This window comes from Mycobacterium sp. IEC1808 (assembly GCF_002101935.1).
In the GTDB taxonomy this organism is placed as follows: Bacteria; Actinomycetota; Actinomycetes; order Mycobacteriales; family Mycobacteriaceae; genus Mycobacterium.
The window spans coordinates 330,397-347,697 of record NZ_LQPV01000006.1 but is presented as its reverse complement, the minus strand read 5'-3'; the positions used below and the strand labels follow the sequence as shown (position 1 = coordinate 347,697).

The following is a 17,301-nucleotide window of genomic DNA, read 5'->3' as shown; positions in this document are numbered from 1 at the left end:
CACCCAGCCTATATAGCCTCGTCTGGTGACTCGTATCACGACCGAACAACTGCAAGATGCCGTGCTCGACGAGGGCTCCTACATGAGCTGGGACAGCGATCCGATGGCCATGCCGGTGTCCGAGTCCTATGCACGCGAGCTTGCCGACGCCCGCGCCGCCACCGGCCGGGACGAGGCGGTGCTGACCGGCGAGGGCCGCATATTCGGGCGCCGCGTCGCTCTCGTGGTGTGCGAGTTCGACTTCCTCGGCGGCTCGATCGGCGTCGCCGCGGCCGAACGGATCATCGCCGCTGTGGAACGCGCCACCGCCGAGCGGCTGCCGCTGCTGGCCTCGCCGAGCTCCGGCGGCACCCGCATGCAGGAGGGCACGGTCGCCTTCCTGCAAATGGTGAAGATCGCCGCGGCCGTCACGCTGCACAAACGGGAACGCCTGCCCTACCTGGTCTACCTGCGCCACCCAACGACCGGCGGGGTGTTCGCCTCCTGGGGCTCGCTGGGCCACATCACGGTCGCCGAGCCCGGCGCCCTGATCGGCTTCCTCGGGCCCCGCGTCTACCAGCTGCTCTATGGCGAGCCGTTCCCGGCCGGCGTGCAAACCGCGGAGAACCTGCAGCGGCACGGGGTGATCGACGGCGTGGTCGCGCTCGACGAGCTGCGCCCGATGCTGGATCGGGCGCTGCGGGTGATCGCCGATCCGCCCGACGCGCCGCCCGGGGCGGCGCCACCGGAACCGACGCCCGACGTGCCGGCCTGGGACTCCGTCGTGGCCTCGCGACGGCCGGACCGGCCGGGCGTCGGGCACCTGCTGCGCCACGGCGCCACCGACTGCGTGCTGCTCTCCGGCACCGGCCGCGGCGAAGCTGCGACCACCCTGCTGGCGCTGGCCCGCTTCAACGGCCAGCCCGCGGTGGTGCTGGGGCAGCAGCGAGTCAGCGGCGGGCTCGTCGGACCCGCGTCGCTGCGCGAGGCCCGGCGCGGCATGGCACTGGCTGCCGAACTGCGACTGCCGCTGGTACTGCTGATCGACGCGGCCGGACCGGCGTTGTCGGCCGAGGCCGAGGAGGGCGGCCTGGCCGGCCAGATCGCCCAGTGCCTGGCCGAGCTCGTCACGCTGGAGACGCCGACGGTGTCGGTGCTGCTGGGCCAGGGCAGCGGCGGACCGGCGCTGGCGATGGTGCCCGCTGATCGGGTGCTGGCCGCGCTGCACGGCTGGCTCGCGCCACTGCCGCCGGAGGGCGCCAGCGCGATCGTGTACCGCGACACCGTCCACGCCCCGGAACTTGCTGGGGCGCAAGGCATTCGGTCAGTTGATCTTTTGGAGTCCGGAATTGTCGATGCCATCGTCCCCGAGCATCCCGACGCCGCGGACGAACCGACCGAGTTTTCCCAACGGCTGTCACGCGCCATCGCCGCCGAAGTATGCGCGCTGCGCGAAATACCGTCCGCTGAGCGGCTGTCCGCGCGGCTCCGCCGCTACCGCAACATCGGCCTACCCACCAGCAGCCTCGGAGAGATAGCGCTGGATCGTCGGCCCGAGCCAGTCGACGATCTCGTCGCGCGACATCGCGACGACCGGCGGCAGGCGTAACACGAAACGACACAACGCCATACCCAAGATCTGGGTGGCGATCAGGCCCGCCCGCACCCCGGATTCCCCGGCCGGCACCAAGGTGGCGACCAGCGGCTGCAGCTGCGTCCCGAAAATCTCCTGCATGCGTTGCGCCGCTTCGCCATTGGTGGCGCTGGACCGCAGCAGGATGACCAGCGCCTCGTCCCCCTCCCAGCGTTCAAGGAAGTGACGGACCACCGACCGCCCGACCTGCGAGCGCTCGCCTTCCGCGAACTCCGGGAACCTGAGGTCAAAGTCCGCCGCCGCGGCAAACAGCTTGTCCTTGCTGCCGTAGTAGCGCATCACCATCGCCGGGTCGACCCCGGCGTCCGAGGCGATCGCCCGAATGGTGGCCGCCTGAAAACCGGACGCGCCGAACCGCTCGCGGGCGGCCGCCAGGATCGCGGCCTTGGTCTGCTCGGAGGACCTCCTCATGTCAACAATTGTAGGCCAACAACTGTTGACATCCTATCTCCGACGCGCCAGCATGGAGTTATGCCAACAAGCGTTGACTAACGAAGTGAGAGGAGCCGACCATGAACGACACCGACGTCCTGGTGGTAGGCGCCGGACCGACCGGCCTGGCATTGGGCGCTTCCCTGACCGCCAAGGGGGTCCGCGCCGTCGTCGTGGACGCGTTGGCCGAGGGCCAGAACACCACCCGCGCGGCCGTCGTGAACGCCCGCACGCTCGAGGTACTCGAAGAGCTCGACGTGGCGCGGCGGATGGTCAAGGCGGGCCTGATCGCGCCGCGATTCACCATGCGCGCGGGCCGACGGATCCTGATCCCGGTCGACTTCAGCGCGCTGCCGACGAAATATCCGTACAGCCTGATGCTCTCCCAGGCCGACACCGAACGCCTGCTGCTGGAGCGGCTGCACGAACTGGGCGGCCGGGTGATCCGGCCCAAGACCCTGAGCCGCCTCACCCCCGAGGCGAACGGCGTCACCGCCGTCTTCGACGACGGCGACACCATCCGGGCCGGCTACGTCGTCGGGGCCGACGGGATGCACAGCACGGTGCGCGAACAGGCCGGAATCGGGTTCGCCGGAAGCGAATTCGCCGAGTCCTTCGCGCTGGCCGACGTGCGGCTGGCCGGCCCGGCGCCCCGCGACGAGGTGATCCTGTTCTACGCCAAGGAAGGCCTGACCGTGGTGGCGCCGCTGCCCGGCGGCATCTTCCGCATCGTCGCGCCGGCCGCCGACGCTCCGAAGACGCCGTCGGTCGAATTCGTGCAGGCGCTGCTGGATTCCCGTACGTTCGGACCCGGCGAGTTGGTGGTCCGCGAGCTGCTGTGGGGCACGCGGTTCCACATCCACCACCGGGTCGCCGACACGTACCGGGCCGGCCGGGTGTTGCTGGCCGGCGACGCCGCCCACGTGCACAGCCCCGCCGGGGGCCAGGGCATGAACCTTGGCATCACCGACGCGATCGCACTGGCCGGGGCGCTCACCGAGGTGCTGGGCGGCGGCCCCGACACGGCCCTGGACGCCTACGTCACCACCCAGCGGCGGTGGGCCGAGCAGGTGCTGACGCTGACCGGACGGCTGACTCGGATGGCCACCCTGCCGCGCCCGTTGCGACCGATCCGCAATTCGGGGATACGGCTGGCCGCGCAGGTCCCCGCCGTACGACGGCAGCTCGCGGTCCAGCTCAGCGGCCTGAGTCGCCGGTGATTGCGGCCGCCCGCTGCTGAGCCGCGCCTCCCACCGCCACCGCGGACAATCAGGCAAGATGGGCGGCATGGACACTGGTCCCACCTCGCCCCGGGTCTTGGTCGTCGACGACGACTCCGACGTACTCGCCTCGCTGGAACGTGGCCTGCGCTTGTCCGGGTTCGAGGTGTCGACGGCCGTCGACGGCGCCGAGGCATTGCGCAGCGCCACGGAGACGCGCCCGGACGCGATCGTCCTCGACATCAACATGCCCGTGCTGGACGGAGTCAGCGTCGTCACGGCGCTGCGGGCCATGGACAACGACGTGCCGGTCTGCGTGCTGTCCGCGCGCAGCTCGGTCGACGACCGGGTAGCGGGGCTGGAAGCCGGCGCCGACGATTACCTCGTCAAGCCGTTCGTGCTGGCCGAGCTGGTCGCGCGGGTCAAGGCGCTGCTGCGCCGCCGCGGCTCCACCGCGACCTCTTCCTCCGAAACCATCACGGTCGGTCCGCTGGAGGTCGACATCCCCGGTCGCCGGGCTCGGGTCAACGGAGTCGACGTCGACCTGACCAAGCGCGAGTTCGACCTGCTCGCGGTGCTGGCCGAGCACAAGACCGCGGTGCTGTCCCGGGCGCAACTGCTGGAGCTGGTTTGGGGCTACGACTTCGCCGCCGACACCAACGTCGTCGACGTGTTCATCGGGTATCTGCGTCGCAAGCTGGAGGCCAACGGCGGTCCCCGACTGCTGCACACCGTCCGCGGAGTCGGGTTCGTGCTGCGAATGCAGTAGCCATGCAGTAACCAGATCGCACAGTCATGAACCTCCTGTCCCGGATCTTTGCCCGTACGCCGTCGCTGCGAACCCGGGTGGTGCTCGCGACGGTCATCGGCGCGGCGATTCCGGTGCTCATCGTCGGCGCCGTCGTCTGGGTTGGGATCACCAACGACCGCAAGGAACGGCTGGACCGCCGGCTCGACGAGGCCGCCGGTTTCGCGATTCCCTTCCTGCCGCGCGGTCTCGACGAAATCCCGCGCTCACCGAACGACCGTGACGCGATCATGACGATCCGGCGCGGGAACCAGGTCAAGTCGAATTCGGACGTCACGCTGCCCAAACTCGACGTCGACTACGGCGACGCCTACGTCAACGGGGTGCGCTACCGGGTCCGGACCGTGGAGATACCCGGGCCGGGACCGAGTTCGCTCGCCGTCGGCGCCACCTATGACGCCACCCTCGCCGAGACCAACAACCTGCACCGCCGGGTGATGCTGATCTGCGGGTTCGCCATCGGCGCGTCCGCGGTTTTCGCGTGGCTGCTGGCCGCGTTCGCGGTGCGCCCGTTCAAACAGCTCGCCCAGCAGACCCGATCGATCGACGCGGGCGACGAGGCGCCGCGAGTCGAAGTGCACGGCGCCAGCGAGGCCGTCGAGATCGCCGAGGCGATGAGGGGAATGCTGCAGCGCATCTGGGACGAGCAGAACCGGACCAAGGAGGCGCTCGAATCGGCCCGCGATTTCGCGGCGGTGTCCTCCCACGAGCTGCGCACCCCGCTGACGGCGATGCGCACCAACCTCGAGGTGCTCACCACCCTGGACCTGTCCGACGACCAACGCAAAGAGGTGGTCAACGACGTCATCCGCACGCAGGCGCGGATCGAGGCCACCCTGAGCGCGCTGGAGCGGTTGGCCCAGGGCGAGCTGTCGACGTCGGACGATCAGGTGCCGGTCGACATCACCGAGCTGCTCGATCGCGCGGCGCACGACGCCATGCGGGTCTACCCCGACCTCGATGTCTCCCTGGTGCCCTCGCCGACCTGCATCATCGTGGGTCTGCCCGCGGGCTTGCGCCTCGCCGTCGACAACGCGATCGCCAACGCCGTCAAACACGGCGGCGCCACCCGGGTCCAGCTGTCGGCGGTCAGCTCGCGCGCCGGGGTGGAGATCGCCGTTGACGACAACGGCAGCGGGGTCCCGGAGGCCGAGCGCCAGGTGGTGTTCGAGCGGTTCTCGCGCGGATCGACGGCCTCGCATTCGGGGTCGGGCCTGGGCCTGGCGTTGGTGGCCCAGCAGGCGCACCTGCACGGTGGGACGGCGTCGCTGGAGGACAGCCCGCTGGGTGGGGCGCGCTTGCTGCTGCGCATCCCGGCGCCGACCTAGGTCCTGCGTTTACTTCCTCGAGCTCTTGCACCACGGCGTGAAACAGGCCCGCGCGGCGGCCGCCTCGTCCTTGAACCAGACCTGCGCGACGGTCGGGTCGTAGGCCGGATCGTCGGGGGTGTAGTAGAGCCGGGTATCCGAACGGCCCTTCACCAGCCATCCCGCCGGCCCGCCGCCATCCGGGGTGGCGCGAGCGGAGCCTGGGCCATAGGGCTCGTACGGCAACACCGGGGTCCACTTGGTTGCCGGCTGCTTGGCGACCGGCCCCGGCTTCGCCGGGCGCGCCTTGGCGCCATGCGGCTTCTTGCCCGGCGGAACCTTTCGCGGCGGCGGCTTTTTGCCGGCGGGAGTCTTCTTCGTCGATCCCTTAGCGCCCGGGCGGGCCTTCTTCGGGGGGGCTTTTTTCGCCGCCGGTCGCTTGCCCCTCGGCGGCTTTTCGGCGGTCGGCTCCGGCTTGGAAAAGAATCTTCGAAAGAACGAAAACCCGGTCTTTCGTGGCTCTTCCGCCGGCGGCGGTTCGGGAGCGACGGGAATCTCCGTGGTCTCAGGCTCCGGCTCGACGGGGAGCATGGTCGTCGGCGGTTCTTGGTCGACGGGAATCTGGGTCGTCTCGGGCTCCGGCTCGACCGGGATCATGGCGGTCGGCTGTTGATCGGCGGGGATCTCCGTCGCCGTGGACCCCGGGTCGACGGGAGGCTCCGTCAGCTCGGCCAGTCGATCGATCGGGAGAATTTCCGTCGGCGGGTCTTCCGCGGTCCGCGCCCGCTTCGGCCGGAACCTCCGGAAGGATCGGCCGGGCTTGGGCGGTTCTTCGGCCGCCGGAGTCGTGGTCGGCGGCTCGTCCGCGGGCCGATTCTCCGTCGCGTCGGTCGGTTGTTCGGCCGGAGTCGTGGCCTCCGGCTCGTCCGCGGGCGGATTATCCGCCGCCTCGGTCGGTTGCTCGGCGGGAATCATCGCCGTCGGCGGCTCTTGGGCGGCCGGAACCTTTGTCGTCGCAAGCTCTTCCGCCTCTTCCACGGTGGGAGGCTTCGAGGTCGACAAATCAAGCTGAGCGCCAACCGTCGTCGTCGGCCGCTTCTCGGCAACCGGAATCGTCTCTTGCTCGACGGGTATCACGGTCGTGGGCCGGTCCGGCTCGGCGTCCGCGGTAGCCCCGCCCGCGTTCGGCACCCCCACTGGCACTTGACGTTTGACGGGACGCACCCGCAGCGCGAGCGTCAACACCAAACCCGTCACGAAGGACAGGGCGAACAGCCACCAGTGCACGTGGTCCATCACTCGTCGTCCCTCTCGTGCCGGTTCGCAACAGCGGGGACTTCCTCAACGACGACGCGCTTGTTCAAGATGTTGGCGATCACACGGGCAACGGCCGAGCCCGCCACGAATGCGAGCAGGTACCACAACCACTGGATCACGAAATCCATGCCGGATCTCCTTAGCTCACAACGATTTCGACGCGACGGTTCTTGGCACGACCATCGACCGTGTCGTTGGGGGCGACGGGATTGACCGAACCCAGACCCTTGACAATCAGCACCGCGCCCGCGACGCCGTTGGCAGCCAGGAAGTCGGCCACGCGATGGGCCCGCTGGCTGCTCAATGCGATGTTGATCGCCTCGACGCCGGAGTTGTCGCTGAAGCCGTTGATCGTCGCGTGCGCGGTGGGGCACGCCTTGAGCCTGCCCGACACCTGAATCAGGATCTGGTAGTCGGCCGGGGTCAGGCTGAACCCGTCGTTCGCGAACATGATCGGCCCGCCCGTCACCGCATTGATCGCCGATTGCAGATCGTTGCATTGTCCCGCGGCAGGCAGTGCCGGCGGCGGAACCGGCCCGCTGACCACAAGCTTGTCAACGACCTTCAAAGTGGACCAGGTGCGCGCGGCGTCCTGGCTGACGGCGTTCTTCTGGTCTGGTGACGCCGCGGTGCCCGCGAGCGTGACCGTGTCCCCGCCGGCCACGAGACTGAAATCGGGAATCGAGGCGCTGTCTTTGAATATCGGTGCCGCCTTTGCGAAATCGAGCGCATCGATGTTGGGGTTGATGTGGATCTCGTCGATGACGTTGACACCCGGCAGCGAGCCCTTGACAGCCGTCAGCAGGGCCGCCTTGGCGGAGTCGTCGGGGAAGTCGCCGGCAAGCGTCAAGTCGTTGCCGTTGCGGGTGATCGACAAGAATGCCAGGGATAACTTCGGAGCGGTGGACGTGCCCGACGTCCCCTGCGCCGGCACCGGGCCGCCCGCCCGGTGGGCAGGCCGCGGTTGATCGAACGCGCCGTAGCCGATCGCCGCTATCAGCAACGGAATTACCGCCACCGCGATCAGCCAGGGCAGGCTGGCCGAGGGCCGGTGAATCTCCGGCACCGGCACCGAGTCGGTGCTTGCGGCCGGATGCCGCAAACCCGTGCCTACCCCCACTTTTGCGTCTCCCCTCGGTTAGCTCCCCCGACGTTTGCATCTTCCAGGCGATATGCAGCCTACCGAGTCGGCGCGGCAACGCCTGCCAAGTCGGGCACACTGGACCCATGGCCAACGGCAACAAACCGACCGACAGCGAGACCCTGGCACGCATCCAGGGACTGGTCGCCGAGGAGAAGACCCTGCGGGCGCAGCTGCAGCACGGCGAGATCAGCACGGACGAGGAGCACGATCGCCTGCGCCGGCTGGAGGTCGAACTCGACCAGTGCTGGGACCTGCTGCGGCAGCGCCGGGCCCTGCGCGAAACCGGCGGTGACCCGCGCGAGGCGCAGGTACGTCCGCCCGACGAGGTCGAGGGCTACCTGGGCTGAGCGTGTCCCCTTCGGAGGTCGACGTCGTCATCGTCGGCGGGGGTCACAATGGGTTGGTCGCGGCCGGCTACCTGGCCCAGGCCGGCCTTCGGGTGCGGCTGCTGGAACGGCTGGCGCAGGTCGGTGGGGCCGCGGTGTCCGTGCAGGCCTTCGAGGGCGTCGACGTTCGGCTCTCCCGGTACTCGTATTTGGTCAGCCTGTTGCCGTCCCGCATCCTCGAGGACCTCGGGGTCGGCGTGCGGTTGGCCGGCCGGCGATTCTCGTCGTACACCCCCGACCCCGCGACCGGTGGCCGCACCGGGTTGCTGATCGGGCGGCCCGGCCAGTTCGCCGCCATCGGCGCCGCCGAGGACGAGCCGCGGTTCGCCGCGTTCTACCGACGCTGCCGGCTGGTCACCCAGCGGCTCTGGCCGACGCTGCTCGAGCCGCTGTGCAGCCGCGAGCAGGCCCGCCGGCACGTCACCGACGCCGGCGATCCCGGCGCGGCGGACGCGTGGCGCGCGATGATCGACGAGCCGATCGGCCACGCCATCGCCGAGGCGGTCGGCAGCGACCTGGTGCGCGGCGTGATCGCGACCGACGCACTCATCGGCACCTTCGCCCGCCTCGACGAGCCGTCGCTGCGGCAGAACGTCTGCTTCCTCTACCACGTGCTCGGCGGCGGCACCGGCGACTGGGACGTCCCCGTCGGCGGGATGGGCGCGTTGACCACGGCACTGGCGGCTGCGGCCGCCGGCGACGGCGCCGAAATAGTCACCGGCGCCGAGGTTTTCGGCATCGAACCGGACGGCCAGGTGCGCTACCGGCGCGGCGACGACGAGCTCGTGGTCCGGGGAAGGTTCGTGCTGGCCGGCGTGACACCGACGATCCTGGCCGGCCTGCTCGGCGAACGACCCGCCGCGCCGGCGCAGGGCGCGCAGGTCAAGGTGAACATGGTGCTGCGCCGGCTACCCCGGTTGCGCGACGCCGCCGTCACACCCGAGGAGGCGTTCGCTGGGACGTTTCACGTCAACGAGACGTGGACCCAACTGGACAGCGCGTACCGGCGCGCGGCGGGCGGGCAGATCCCGAATCCGCTGCCGTGCGAGGCCTATTGCCATTCGCTGACCGATCCCAGCATCGTGTCGGAAGCCCTGCGCGACTCGGGCGCCCACACCATGACGGTGTTCGGCCTGCACACCCCGCACTCGCTGTTCGACGGCAGCTACTCCGGCGCGCTGCGCGACCGGCTGACCGAGGCGGTGCTGGAGTCGCTGAATTCCGTTCTGGCCGAACCGATTCAGGACGTCCTCCAGAGCGACGCGCACGGTCGCCCCTGCATCGAGACGACGACCACCCTGGACCTGCACCGCACGCTGGGCATGACCGCGGGCAACATCTTCCACGGCGGGCTATCGTGGCCATTCGCCGACGACGACGACCCGCTGGACACCCCTGCACGGCGATGGGGCGTCGCGACGGCCCACGAACGAATCATGTTGTGCGGCTCAGGCGCCCGCCGCGGCGGGGCGGTGTCGGGCATCGGCGGCCATAACGCGGCGATGGCCGTGCTGGCTTCCCTCGCGAGCAGACGTAACAGCCCCTGATTTCGCGCCGAAAGGGGGCTTTTGCGTCTGGTGGCCGGAACTAGCGGTCGTTGATGGTCGCGTAGTCGCGCTCGGTGTAGCCGGTGTAGATCTGGCGCGGGCGGCCGATCTTGCTGTCGCCCTCGTCGTGCATCTCGCGCCAGTGCGCGATCCAGCCGGGCAGCCGGCCCAGCGCGAACAGCACCGTGAACATCCGGGTCGGGAATCCCAGGGCCCGATAGATCAGGCCGGTGTAGAAGTCGACGTTCGGGTAGAGCTTGCGCTCGACGAAGTAGTCGTCGGTGAGCGCCGCCTCTTCGAGGTGCTTGGCGATGCTCAGCAGGTCGTCGTCGCCGCCCAGCTTGGCCAGGATCTTGTCGGCCTGTTCCTTGACGATCCGCGCCCGGGGGTCGTAGTTCTTGTAGACGCGGTGACCGAAGCCCATCAGCTTGACGCCCGCTTCGCGGTTCTTCACCTTGCGGACAAATTCGCTAACGTCGTCGCCGCTCTCGCGGATCTGCTCGAGCATCTCCAGCACCGCCTGGTTGGCGCCGCCGTGCAGCGGACCCCACAGCGCGTTGATGCCGCCGGAGATGGAGGTGAACAGGTTGGCCCGCGACGAGCCGACCAGCCGAACCGTCGACGTCGAGCAGTTCTGCTCGTGGTCGGCGTGCAGGATGAACAGCATGTCGAGCGCCCGCACGATCTCCGGATCGGCGTGATAGGGCTCGGCCGGCAAGCCGAACGTCATCCGCAGGAAGTTCTCCACCAGGCTCAGCGAGTTGTCCGGGTAGAGGAACGGCTGCCCGATCGACTTCTTGTAGGCGTACGCGGCGATCGTGGGCAGCTTCGCCAGCAGGCGGGTGGTCGACAGCTCGACCTGGCCGTTGTCCACCGGGTCCAGGGCGTCGGGATAGTAGGAGCTCAGGGCGTTCACCACGCTCGACAACACCGGCATCGGGTGGGCGTTGGGCGGGAAGCCGTCGAAGAATCGCTTCAGGTCCTCGTGCAGCATGGTGTGCCGCTGGATCCGGTTGGTGAATTCGTCCAGCTGCTGCTTGGTCGGCAGCTCGCCGTAGATGAGCAGGTAGCTGACCTCGATAAACGTCGACTTCTCCGCGAGCTGCTCGATCGGGTAGCCGCGGTAGCGCAGGATCCCGGCGTCACCGTCGATGTACGTGATGGAGCTCTTGCACGACGCGGTGTTGACGAAGCCGTTGTCGAACGTTGTGTAGCCGGTCTTCGACAACAGCGGTCCGAGCGCGATGCCGTCGGCTCCTTCGGTCGCCCGGACGATCTCCAGGTCGATCTCGCCCTCTGGATACTTCAGAGTTGCGGTGTCGTCGGTGTCGGCCACGAGAACCCCTTTGCGCTCTGGCTGGCTTGGCTGCCCTGACTCGATGCTTATAGCTGAAGGTAGTCGTTATCGGCAGCAGGCGCCTGCGCGGGGTCGGGTCCCCAGAGGTTCCTTAGGCAATCATCAGACGCCGATGCCGCCGCCGAGACAACCGATGGCGCGCGGCAGGTAGCCGCCGGTCAAATCCCGGGTTCGCCATCGGCGCCGGGCGTCGCGCACGTCGTCGAAGCCGGCGCCGGGCCGGCCAGATCAAACAACTGAGCGCCGTTGCGGTAGAAGACTTTCCGCAACCAGTCGTCGTCGATGCCGGGCAGCCCGGTCAGGACCCGCATCGCGTCGACGAAGCCGTACGGGATGTTGGGGAAGTCACTCCCGAACAGGATGCGGTCGCCATGGTCACGCAGCCGCCCGTACTGCGACCGGGGGAAAGGCATTGTCTCCTCGATGAACGGGGTGAACGCCATAGTGGTGTCGAATCTCACCCCGTCGTGCCGATCGGCCAGGTTCAGGAAGTCGGTGTACTCCGGCATGCCCAGGTGCGCGATGACCAGCCGCAGGCGGGGGTGGCGCGCCAGCAGGGCCGCGACGGGCTCGGCGCCGGTGTGTTCGCCGGGGACGGGACCGGACCCGCAGTGGATCACGACCGGAACGGCGGCGTCCTCGATGACGCCCCACGCGCCATCCAGCAGCGGGTCGGTGGGGTCGTACCGGCCCACCTGAACGTGGGCTTTGAACACCCGCGCGCCCAGGTCTACGGCCTGACGGACGTAGGCCTCGACACCGGGCTCGGGGTACAGCGTCGCCGTGTGCAGGCAGTCGGGCGTCGCCGCGGCGAACGTCGCGGCCCACTGGTTGAGCCAGGCCGCCATCTGCGGTTTGTGGGGATAGACCAGCGACGTGAACGCCCGGACCCCGAACCCGCGCAGCGTGCGCAGCCGATGCTGCTCGTCGGTGCGGTAGGCGATCGGCCAGCGGCGTCCCACCAGTGGCCCGGCGTCGTCGAAATACCGCCAGACCTTGTCCATCACTGGCTTGGGCATGAAATGCGTGTGCACGTCGACGATGCCCCGCAGGCCCAGCGACTGCCAGATCTGACGCACCGATTCCGCCTCGTCCATCGTCAGTCAGGATGGCAGCAGGGCGGCCGGCCGACCGCTTGGGTGCAGTTTTGCCGGTCAACTTGCTGGTGGACGCCTTATTCTTGGGCGATCGGGGTACGACTTGGATCGGTGGAGCTCGGATGACGGCGCAGGTGGCGTGCGGGTCGTGCGGCACTGGCTTGCGAGAACGCGCCAAATTCTGTGATGAGTGCGGCGCGGCGATCCCGGCATCGGTTAATGGTCCGAAGTACAAGCAGGTGACGGTGTTGTTCGCCGACGTGGTGCGCTCGATGGATATCGCCGCCGCGGTGGATATGGAGCGGTTCCGCGAGATCATGACCGAGGTAGTCGAGCGTGCGGCGGCGGCGGTGCGTGCCTTCGGCGGGACGGTCGAATACTACGGCGACGGGCTGATGGCACTGTTCGGCGCTCCAGTTGCGCTGGAAGATCACGCTTTTCGGGCATGTCTTGCCGCCCTGGCGATCCAAGAGGAGACCGACCGGCTGGCGGCCGAGGTGGGCCGGCGTGATGGTGTGCCGTTGCGGTTCCGGGTAGGCCTGAATTCGGGTCGGGTGATCGCCGGTGAAGCCGGCTCGGGCGCGCTGAGGTATACGGCCACCGGTGCGCCGGTCGGGTTCGCCGAGCGGATGCAGTCGGTGGCGCCGCCGGGCGGCGTGATGCTGTCGGAGGCGACCGCGCGACTGGTCGAGCACACCGTGATGCTGGCCGAACCGCAATGGGTGCACATTAAAGGCACCGACGAACCCGTGCGCGTGCGCCAGCTGCTAGCGATCAGCCCGCCGGACGGCCTGGTCCGCAGGGCAGACGCCAGCCTGGTGGGTCGGCGCTGGGAGATGGCCGCCCTCGAGGCCATGGGGGATCGCGCGATCGGCGGCCGTGGGGGGGTCGTGACGGTGGTGGGACCGCCGGGCATCGGCAAGAGCCGGGTGGCCCGAGAGGTTGCGGCGCTGGCCGCCGATCGCGGAGTCGAGGTGTCGTGGGCCTTTTGCGAGTCACACGCTCGTGATGTCCCGTTCCACGCTGTGACGCGGTTGCTCCGCGCGGCTATGGGCGTGAGTGACCTCGACGGCGCGGCCGCCCGAGCCCGGGTCCTGGAACTGATCCCGGATACCGACCCGCAGGATCGAATGCTGCTTGATGATCTGCTCGGCATCGCCGAGCAAGATGTGCCAAGGACCCAGATCGACCCCGACGCGCGGCGCCGCCGGTTAACCGCGCTGGTCAACACCGCGTCGCTGGCGCGGACCCGACCGGCGCTGTTCATCATCGAGGATGCGCATTGGATCGACGCGGTCAGCGAGTCGCTGATCGCCGATTTCCTAACCGTCATCCCGCAAACTTCGGTGATGGTGCTGATCACATCCCGGCCCGAATACCAGGGAATGCTCACACGGGTGCATGGCGCCCAGACGATTGCACTTGCCCCACTGGGTGATTCGGATGCGGCGACGCTGATCGGTGAGCTCCTGGGCTCGGATCCCTCGATCACCGACCTGGCGGCAACCATTGCCGAGCGGGCCGCCGGCAACCCGTTTTTCGCCGAGGAGATGGTGCGCGAGTTGGTGCAGCGCGGCGCGCTGGCCGGTGAGCGCGGTAACTATGTCTGTTCCGCAGGCGTCGGCGAGTTGAGCGTGCCGGCCACCGTGCAGGCGGCCATCGCGTCGCGCATCGACCGGCTCACCGGCCCGGCCCGGCAGACGTTGCATGCGGCGTCGGTGATCGGTGCTCGCTTCGAAGCCGCGCTCCTCGGAGCGCTGGGCTTCGAGCCGGTGCTCGAGGAGCTGCTGGGCGCCGAGCTGATCGACCAGGTACGGTTCACCCCCAGCGCCGAATATGCCTTCCGGCACCCGCTGATCCACGCTGTGGCCTACGAATCACAGTTGAGATCAGATCGCGCCGACTACCACAACCGCGTGGCCACCGCGATGCAACAACAGGCACCGGAGTCGGTGGACGAAAACGCGGCGCTGATTGCCGAACATCTGCAAGCCGCCGGCGAGCCGCGCGCAGCGTATGGCTGGCACATGCGTGCCGGGGCGTGGTCGGCCAACCGTGACTCCGGTGCAGCCCGGCTCAGTTGGGAGCGGGCACGCCGCATAGCCGATCAACTACCTGACGACGACCCCGACAAATTGTCGATGCGCATCTCCCCTCGCACCATGCTGTGTGCCACCGACTGGCAAGACCGAACTTTCCAGGAAACCCAAGACCGCTTCGCCGAGCTGCGGGAGTTGTGCAGCGCGGCGGGGGACAAGGTGTCGGTGTCCATCGGCATGACTGGGCCGGCAGCCGCGCTCCTCTACGCCGGGCGTTCGCGCGAGGGGTCGCGGCTGGCCTGCGAACAGATGTCGCTGCTCGAGTCGATCGGCGATCCCTCCCCCATCATGGCCGTGGCGTTCGCAGCATTCTGCAACTGTTTCGATGCCGGTCAATTCGGCGAGATCTTGCGGTGGTCGCAGACCGTCGTCGATCTCGCCGGAGGCGATCCCGCGAAAGGTGCGGAGTTCGGCGTGGGATCACCGCTGGCGGCCGCATTGGTATATCGCGGCGTTGCGCGGTGGTGGCTGGGCCGTCCTGGGTGGCGACCGGATCTCGACGCGGCGGTCGCGATGGCACGACGCAGCAATGCCGTAACCCACGCCGCCGTCGTCACCTGGACTTATAGCCACGCAATACATTACGGAGTGCTTCGGGCCGATGACTTCGCGCTGCGCGCAATCGAGGACACGCTGCCGATCGCCGTGGGATCCACCAACGATGTCGCCGTTGGCCTCATCAAGTACACCTTGGGTTTAGCACTGCTGAGTCGGGATGCCGCGGCCGACCGACACCGCGGCCTGCAACTGATGGAACAGGCGCGCGATATCTTCCTGCGTGAACGCGCTCCATTCATGGTCACGGTCACTGATTTGTGGGTTGCCAGGGAGAAAGCCGGGCGAACCAGCGGCGATGATGCTCTTACCACGATGCGTCAGGCCGTGGACGAACTGCACCGGGCAGGACGCCTCGGATATGGCGTTTGGGGCACCGGAGTTCTGGTGGAGACGCTGCTTGAGCGTGGCGCCGAGGGCGACCTAGCCGAAGCCCAGCAGGCATACGATCGGCTGGCCAACTTGGCGGCAAGCACAGAGTCGGCGATCATCGAGATCACCCTGCTGCGGTTACGCGCGCTGCTCGCCCGCGCCCGCGGCGACCATGCCGCCCACCGCGACTTGGTGAATCGCTATTGTGCGCTGGCGGAATCTCTTGGCTACGAAGGACATATCGCCTGGGCCGAGGCGATGATCGCGGGTGGGGAAGCCGTTCGAGTATGCGACGACCGCGGTTTGACGCCACCCTAGCCTGGGAGCTGCCCTTTTAGGCAACGCCCGGCTCAATCCCTCATGAAGCAGAACAGCTGGTAGGTCAATTTTCCGCTTGCCAGATCGTCGTAGGCACGCGAACCCGGCCCGCCGAGGAAGTCGCGAGCTATGCGGTGCAAGAACCCGATATTTGGCAAGCGGCGACCGAACTGGTCCAGCAATCGCTGCGTGTTGTTCCCCAACCCGCGGACAACCTGATCAGTGATGGGCTCACGCGAAAGCAGCCGCAACGGTGCGTCGGCAATCGCCGCCTCCCAATCAGGGACACGCTCGCGGACGCGGAGATCGGTGTACAGAAAATGCCCTCCAGGGCGTAACACGCGCGCCACTTCGGTGAGGAAAAGGGGGAAATGAGCGTAGCAGTGGGAGGCTTCCACATTGATCACAGCGTCGAAGGATTCGTCGGCGAATGGAAGCTTCTCGGCGTTGCTTTGCACGAAATTCAGGCCTGGCGCATTGTGCCGCTCTCGGCAAAATTTGACGCCGGTCGGGTTCAAATCCACCCCCGTGTAGGAGGCGGGTCGCACCGTACGCGTGAGGTATGAGGCCCCGCCGCCGTGCCCGCAACTGACCTCCAGCACCCGTTTGCCGCCGAGGTCCACCTGCGTAGCCGTGCGGTGGTAAAGCTGAATGGGATAACGGTCGGCCTCGTCGGACGCGGCCAGAGGCAGGGCCATCGACGGATCCTCCTCGTAGCCGTAGTTCAGGAAGACAACGTCATCCTTGCTGACCAAGCGGGTGACAACCGGGTAGAGGTACTTCGCCAGGAGTTGCGTGACACGTGGAATCCAGGTCAGACGCAGCAAGAGGGATTTGGGCAAAGTGCTAGACGTCGGGGCCAAGGGCGGTCGGGCGCAAGTCGCCCCTTTGTCGGTCGCCTCGCTCCTGATGAAGCAGTACATCCGGTACGAGTACTTCCCGCTCCGCATTGCGCGATAGAACGCCGTGCCTTCCACCCCGGAGTACTGGCGGCCTATGGGGCGCAAAATCGCCGGAACGCGATCGATTAGACCCATTATTCGAGGCGTATTTTTCTCCAGTCCGCGCACAACCTGCGCATTTATATCCTCCTGCGAAAGCATGCGCATCGGAGCCTCGGCCAGCGCGCCATCCCATTCGGCGATGTCGCTTCGGGGGCGAAGGTCGGTGTACAGGAAATGGCCTCCTGGCCGCAGCACGCGCGCCACTTCGGCGAGGAAACGGGAAAAGTGTGGGTAGGCAGCAGAGGACTCGACATTGATCACCGCGTCGAAGGATTGGTCTGGGAAGGGCAGCTTCTCGGCGTCACCGTGCACAAAGTCCACACCGGGTAGTTTGTGCCTCTTTCGGCAATAAGCGACCGCGGCCCGGTTCCGATCCAGTCCCGTGTAGGAAGCGGGACGCAAGGTGCGCATGAGGTACGAGGCTGCGCCGCCGTGACCACAACCGACCTCAAGCACCCGTTTATCCCTTAGGTTGGCCTGGGTCGCGACCCGGTGGTAGAGCTGAATGTGGAATCGGTTGGGCTCGTCGGATTCCGCCAGTGGCAGGGCCATTGGCGGATCTTCCTCGTAGCCAATGTTGAGGAACACCACGTCCTCTGCAGCGACTAAGCGGGTTTGGATGCGATAAAAGTGCTTCGAGACCCACCGGTTGAATGCCAAGAAGTAGGTGAATTCCATGGGAGACACTCCAATTCGCGTTAGTAC

Annotated in this window: 12 protein-coding genes and 3 pseudogenes; 7 read left to right on the top strand and 8 right to left on the bottom strand. The window is 67.8% G+C overall.

Annotated features, from left to right (window positions below; genetic code table 11):
- Positions 1 to 25 precede the first annotated feature (25 nt).
- A pseudogene (locus AWB92_RS05125) lies at positions 26 to 1,495 on the top strand (carboxyl transferase domain-containing protein); the annotation flags it as partial.
- On the opposite strand, the gene AWB92_RS05120 reads toward AWB92_RS05125, so the two are convergent.
- Positions 1,490 to 2,044, bottom strand: coding sequence for a TetR family transcriptional regulator (locus tag AWB92_RS05120; RefSeq protein WP_085184330.1), 555 nt, complete (start codon positions 2,042 to 2,044; stop codon positions 1,490 to 1,492). The pseudogene AWB92_RS05125 and the gene AWB92_RS05120 sit on opposite strands and share 6 nt — an antisense overlap.
- 101 nt (positions 2,045 to 2,145) lie before the next feature.
- On the opposite strand from AWB92_RS05120, the gene AWB92_RS05115 reads away from it, so the two are divergent.
- Genes AWB92_RS05115 through AWB92_RS05105 form a run of 3 tightly spaced genes read left to right on the top strand, consistent with a single transcriptional unit; the run spans position 2,146 to position 5,421 of the window.
- Positions 2,146 to 3,285: an FAD-dependent monooxygenase gene (locus AWB92_RS05115; RefSeq protein ID WP_085184329.1), complete on the top strand. Its 1,140-nt coding sequence runs from the start codon at positions 2,146 to 2,148 to the stop codon at positions 3,283 to 3,285.
- 58 nt (positions 3,286 to 3,343) lie between these two features.
- Positions 3,344 to 4,054 (top strand): two-component system response regulator PrrA, encoded by a 711-nt coding sequence (prrA, locus tag AWB92_RS05110; protein ID WP_142276448.1) that lies wholly within the window; start codon positions 3,344 to 3,346, stop codon positions 4,052 to 4,054.
- A 26-nt stretch (positions 4,055 to 4,080) separates the two neighbouring features.
- Complete coding sequence (locus tag AWB92_RS05105; RefSeq protein WP_085184328.1) at positions 4,081 to 5,421, top strand: HAMP domain-containing sensor histidine kinase; 1,341 nt, start codon at positions 4,081 to 4,083, stop codon at positions 5,419 to 5,421.
- A 9-nt stretch (positions 5,422 to 5,430) separates the two neighbouring features.
- Here AWB92_RS05105 and AWB92_RS05100 read toward each other — a convergent pair.
- The 3 genes and pseudogenes from AWB92_RS05100 to AWB92_RS05095 all read right to left on the bottom strand — a co-directional run.
- Positions 5,431 to 5,697: pseudogene (locus AWB92_RS05100) on the bottom strand (hypothetical protein); the annotation flags it as partial.
- Between the two features lie 998 nt (positions 5,698 to 6,695).
- Complete coding sequence (locus AWB92_RS29985; protein ID WP_173817348.1) at positions 6,696 to 6,845, bottom strand: hypothetical protein; 150 nt, start codon at positions 6,843 to 6,845, stop codon at positions 6,696 to 6,698.
- An 11-nt stretch (positions 6,846 to 6,856) separates the two neighbouring features.
- Complete coding sequence (locus AWB92_RS05095) at positions 6,857 to 7,837, bottom strand: OmpA family protein (protein WP_085184327.1); 981 nt, start codon at positions 7,835 to 7,837, stop codon at positions 6,857 to 6,859.
- Between the two features lie 107 nt (positions 7,838 to 7,944).
- Between AWB92_RS05095 and AWB92_RS05090 the strand changes: the two genes are divergently transcribed.
- Together AWB92_RS05090 and AWB92_RS05085 are read left to right on the top strand one after the other, a co-directional pair.
- Entirely contained in the window at positions 7,945 to 8,208 is a 264-nt protein-coding gene (locus AWB92_RS05090; protein ID WP_068107953.1) for a DUF2630 family protein, read from the top strand.
- Between the two features lie 2 nt (positions 8,209 to 8,210).
- A complete protein-coding gene (locus AWB92_RS05085; RefSeq protein ID WP_085184326.1) occupies positions 8,211 to 9,794 on the top strand; it encodes an NAD(P)/FAD-dependent oxidoreductase in 1,584 nt (527 codons plus the stop codon).
- 40 nt (positions 9,795 to 9,834) lie between these two features.
- On the opposite strand, the gene AWB92_RS05080 is transcribed toward AWB92_RS05085, so the two are convergent.
- Together AWB92_RS05080 and AWB92_RS05075 are read right to left on the bottom strand one after the other, a co-directional pair.
- On the bottom strand, positions 9,835 to 11,130 hold the full coding sequence (locus tag AWB92_RS05080; protein ID WP_085184325.1) for a citrate synthase: 1,296 nt from the start codon (positions 11,128 to 11,130) through the stop codon (positions 9,835 to 9,837).
- Between the two features lie 179 nt (positions 11,131 to 11,309).
- A complete protein-coding gene (locus tag AWB92_RS05075; RefSeq protein ID WP_085184324.1) occupies positions 11,310 to 12,248 on the bottom strand; it encodes an amidohydrolase family protein in 939 nt (312 codons plus the stop codon).
- Positions 12,249 to 12,370: 122 nt separating this feature from the next.
- Here AWB92_RS05075 and AWB92_RS05070 point away from each other — a divergent pair, with 122 nt between their 5' ends.
- Positions 12,371 to 15,592, top strand: a complete 3,222-nt coding sequence (locus AWB92_RS05070) for an AAA family ATPase (protein ID WP_085184323.1) — start codon at positions 12,371 to 12,373, stop codon at positions 15,590 to 15,592.
- A gap of 32 nt (positions 15,593 to 15,624) precedes the next feature.
- Here AWB92_RS05070 and AWB92_RS05065 read toward each other — a convergent pair whose 3' ends face one another.
- Positions 15,625 to 16,410 (bottom strand): phthiotriol/phenolphthiotriol dimycocerosates methyltransferase, encoded by a 786-nt coding sequence (locus AWB92_RS05065; RefSeq protein WP_241523368.1) that lies wholly within the window; start codon positions 16,408 to 16,410, stop codon positions 15,625 to 15,627.
- 87 nt (positions 16,411 to 16,497) lie between these two features.
- A pseudogene (locus AWB92_RS30160) lies at positions 16,498 to 17,274 on the bottom strand (phthiotriol/phenolphthiotriol dimycocerosates methyltransferase); the annotation flags it as partial.
- Positions 17,275 to 17,301 lie beyond the last annotated feature (27 nt).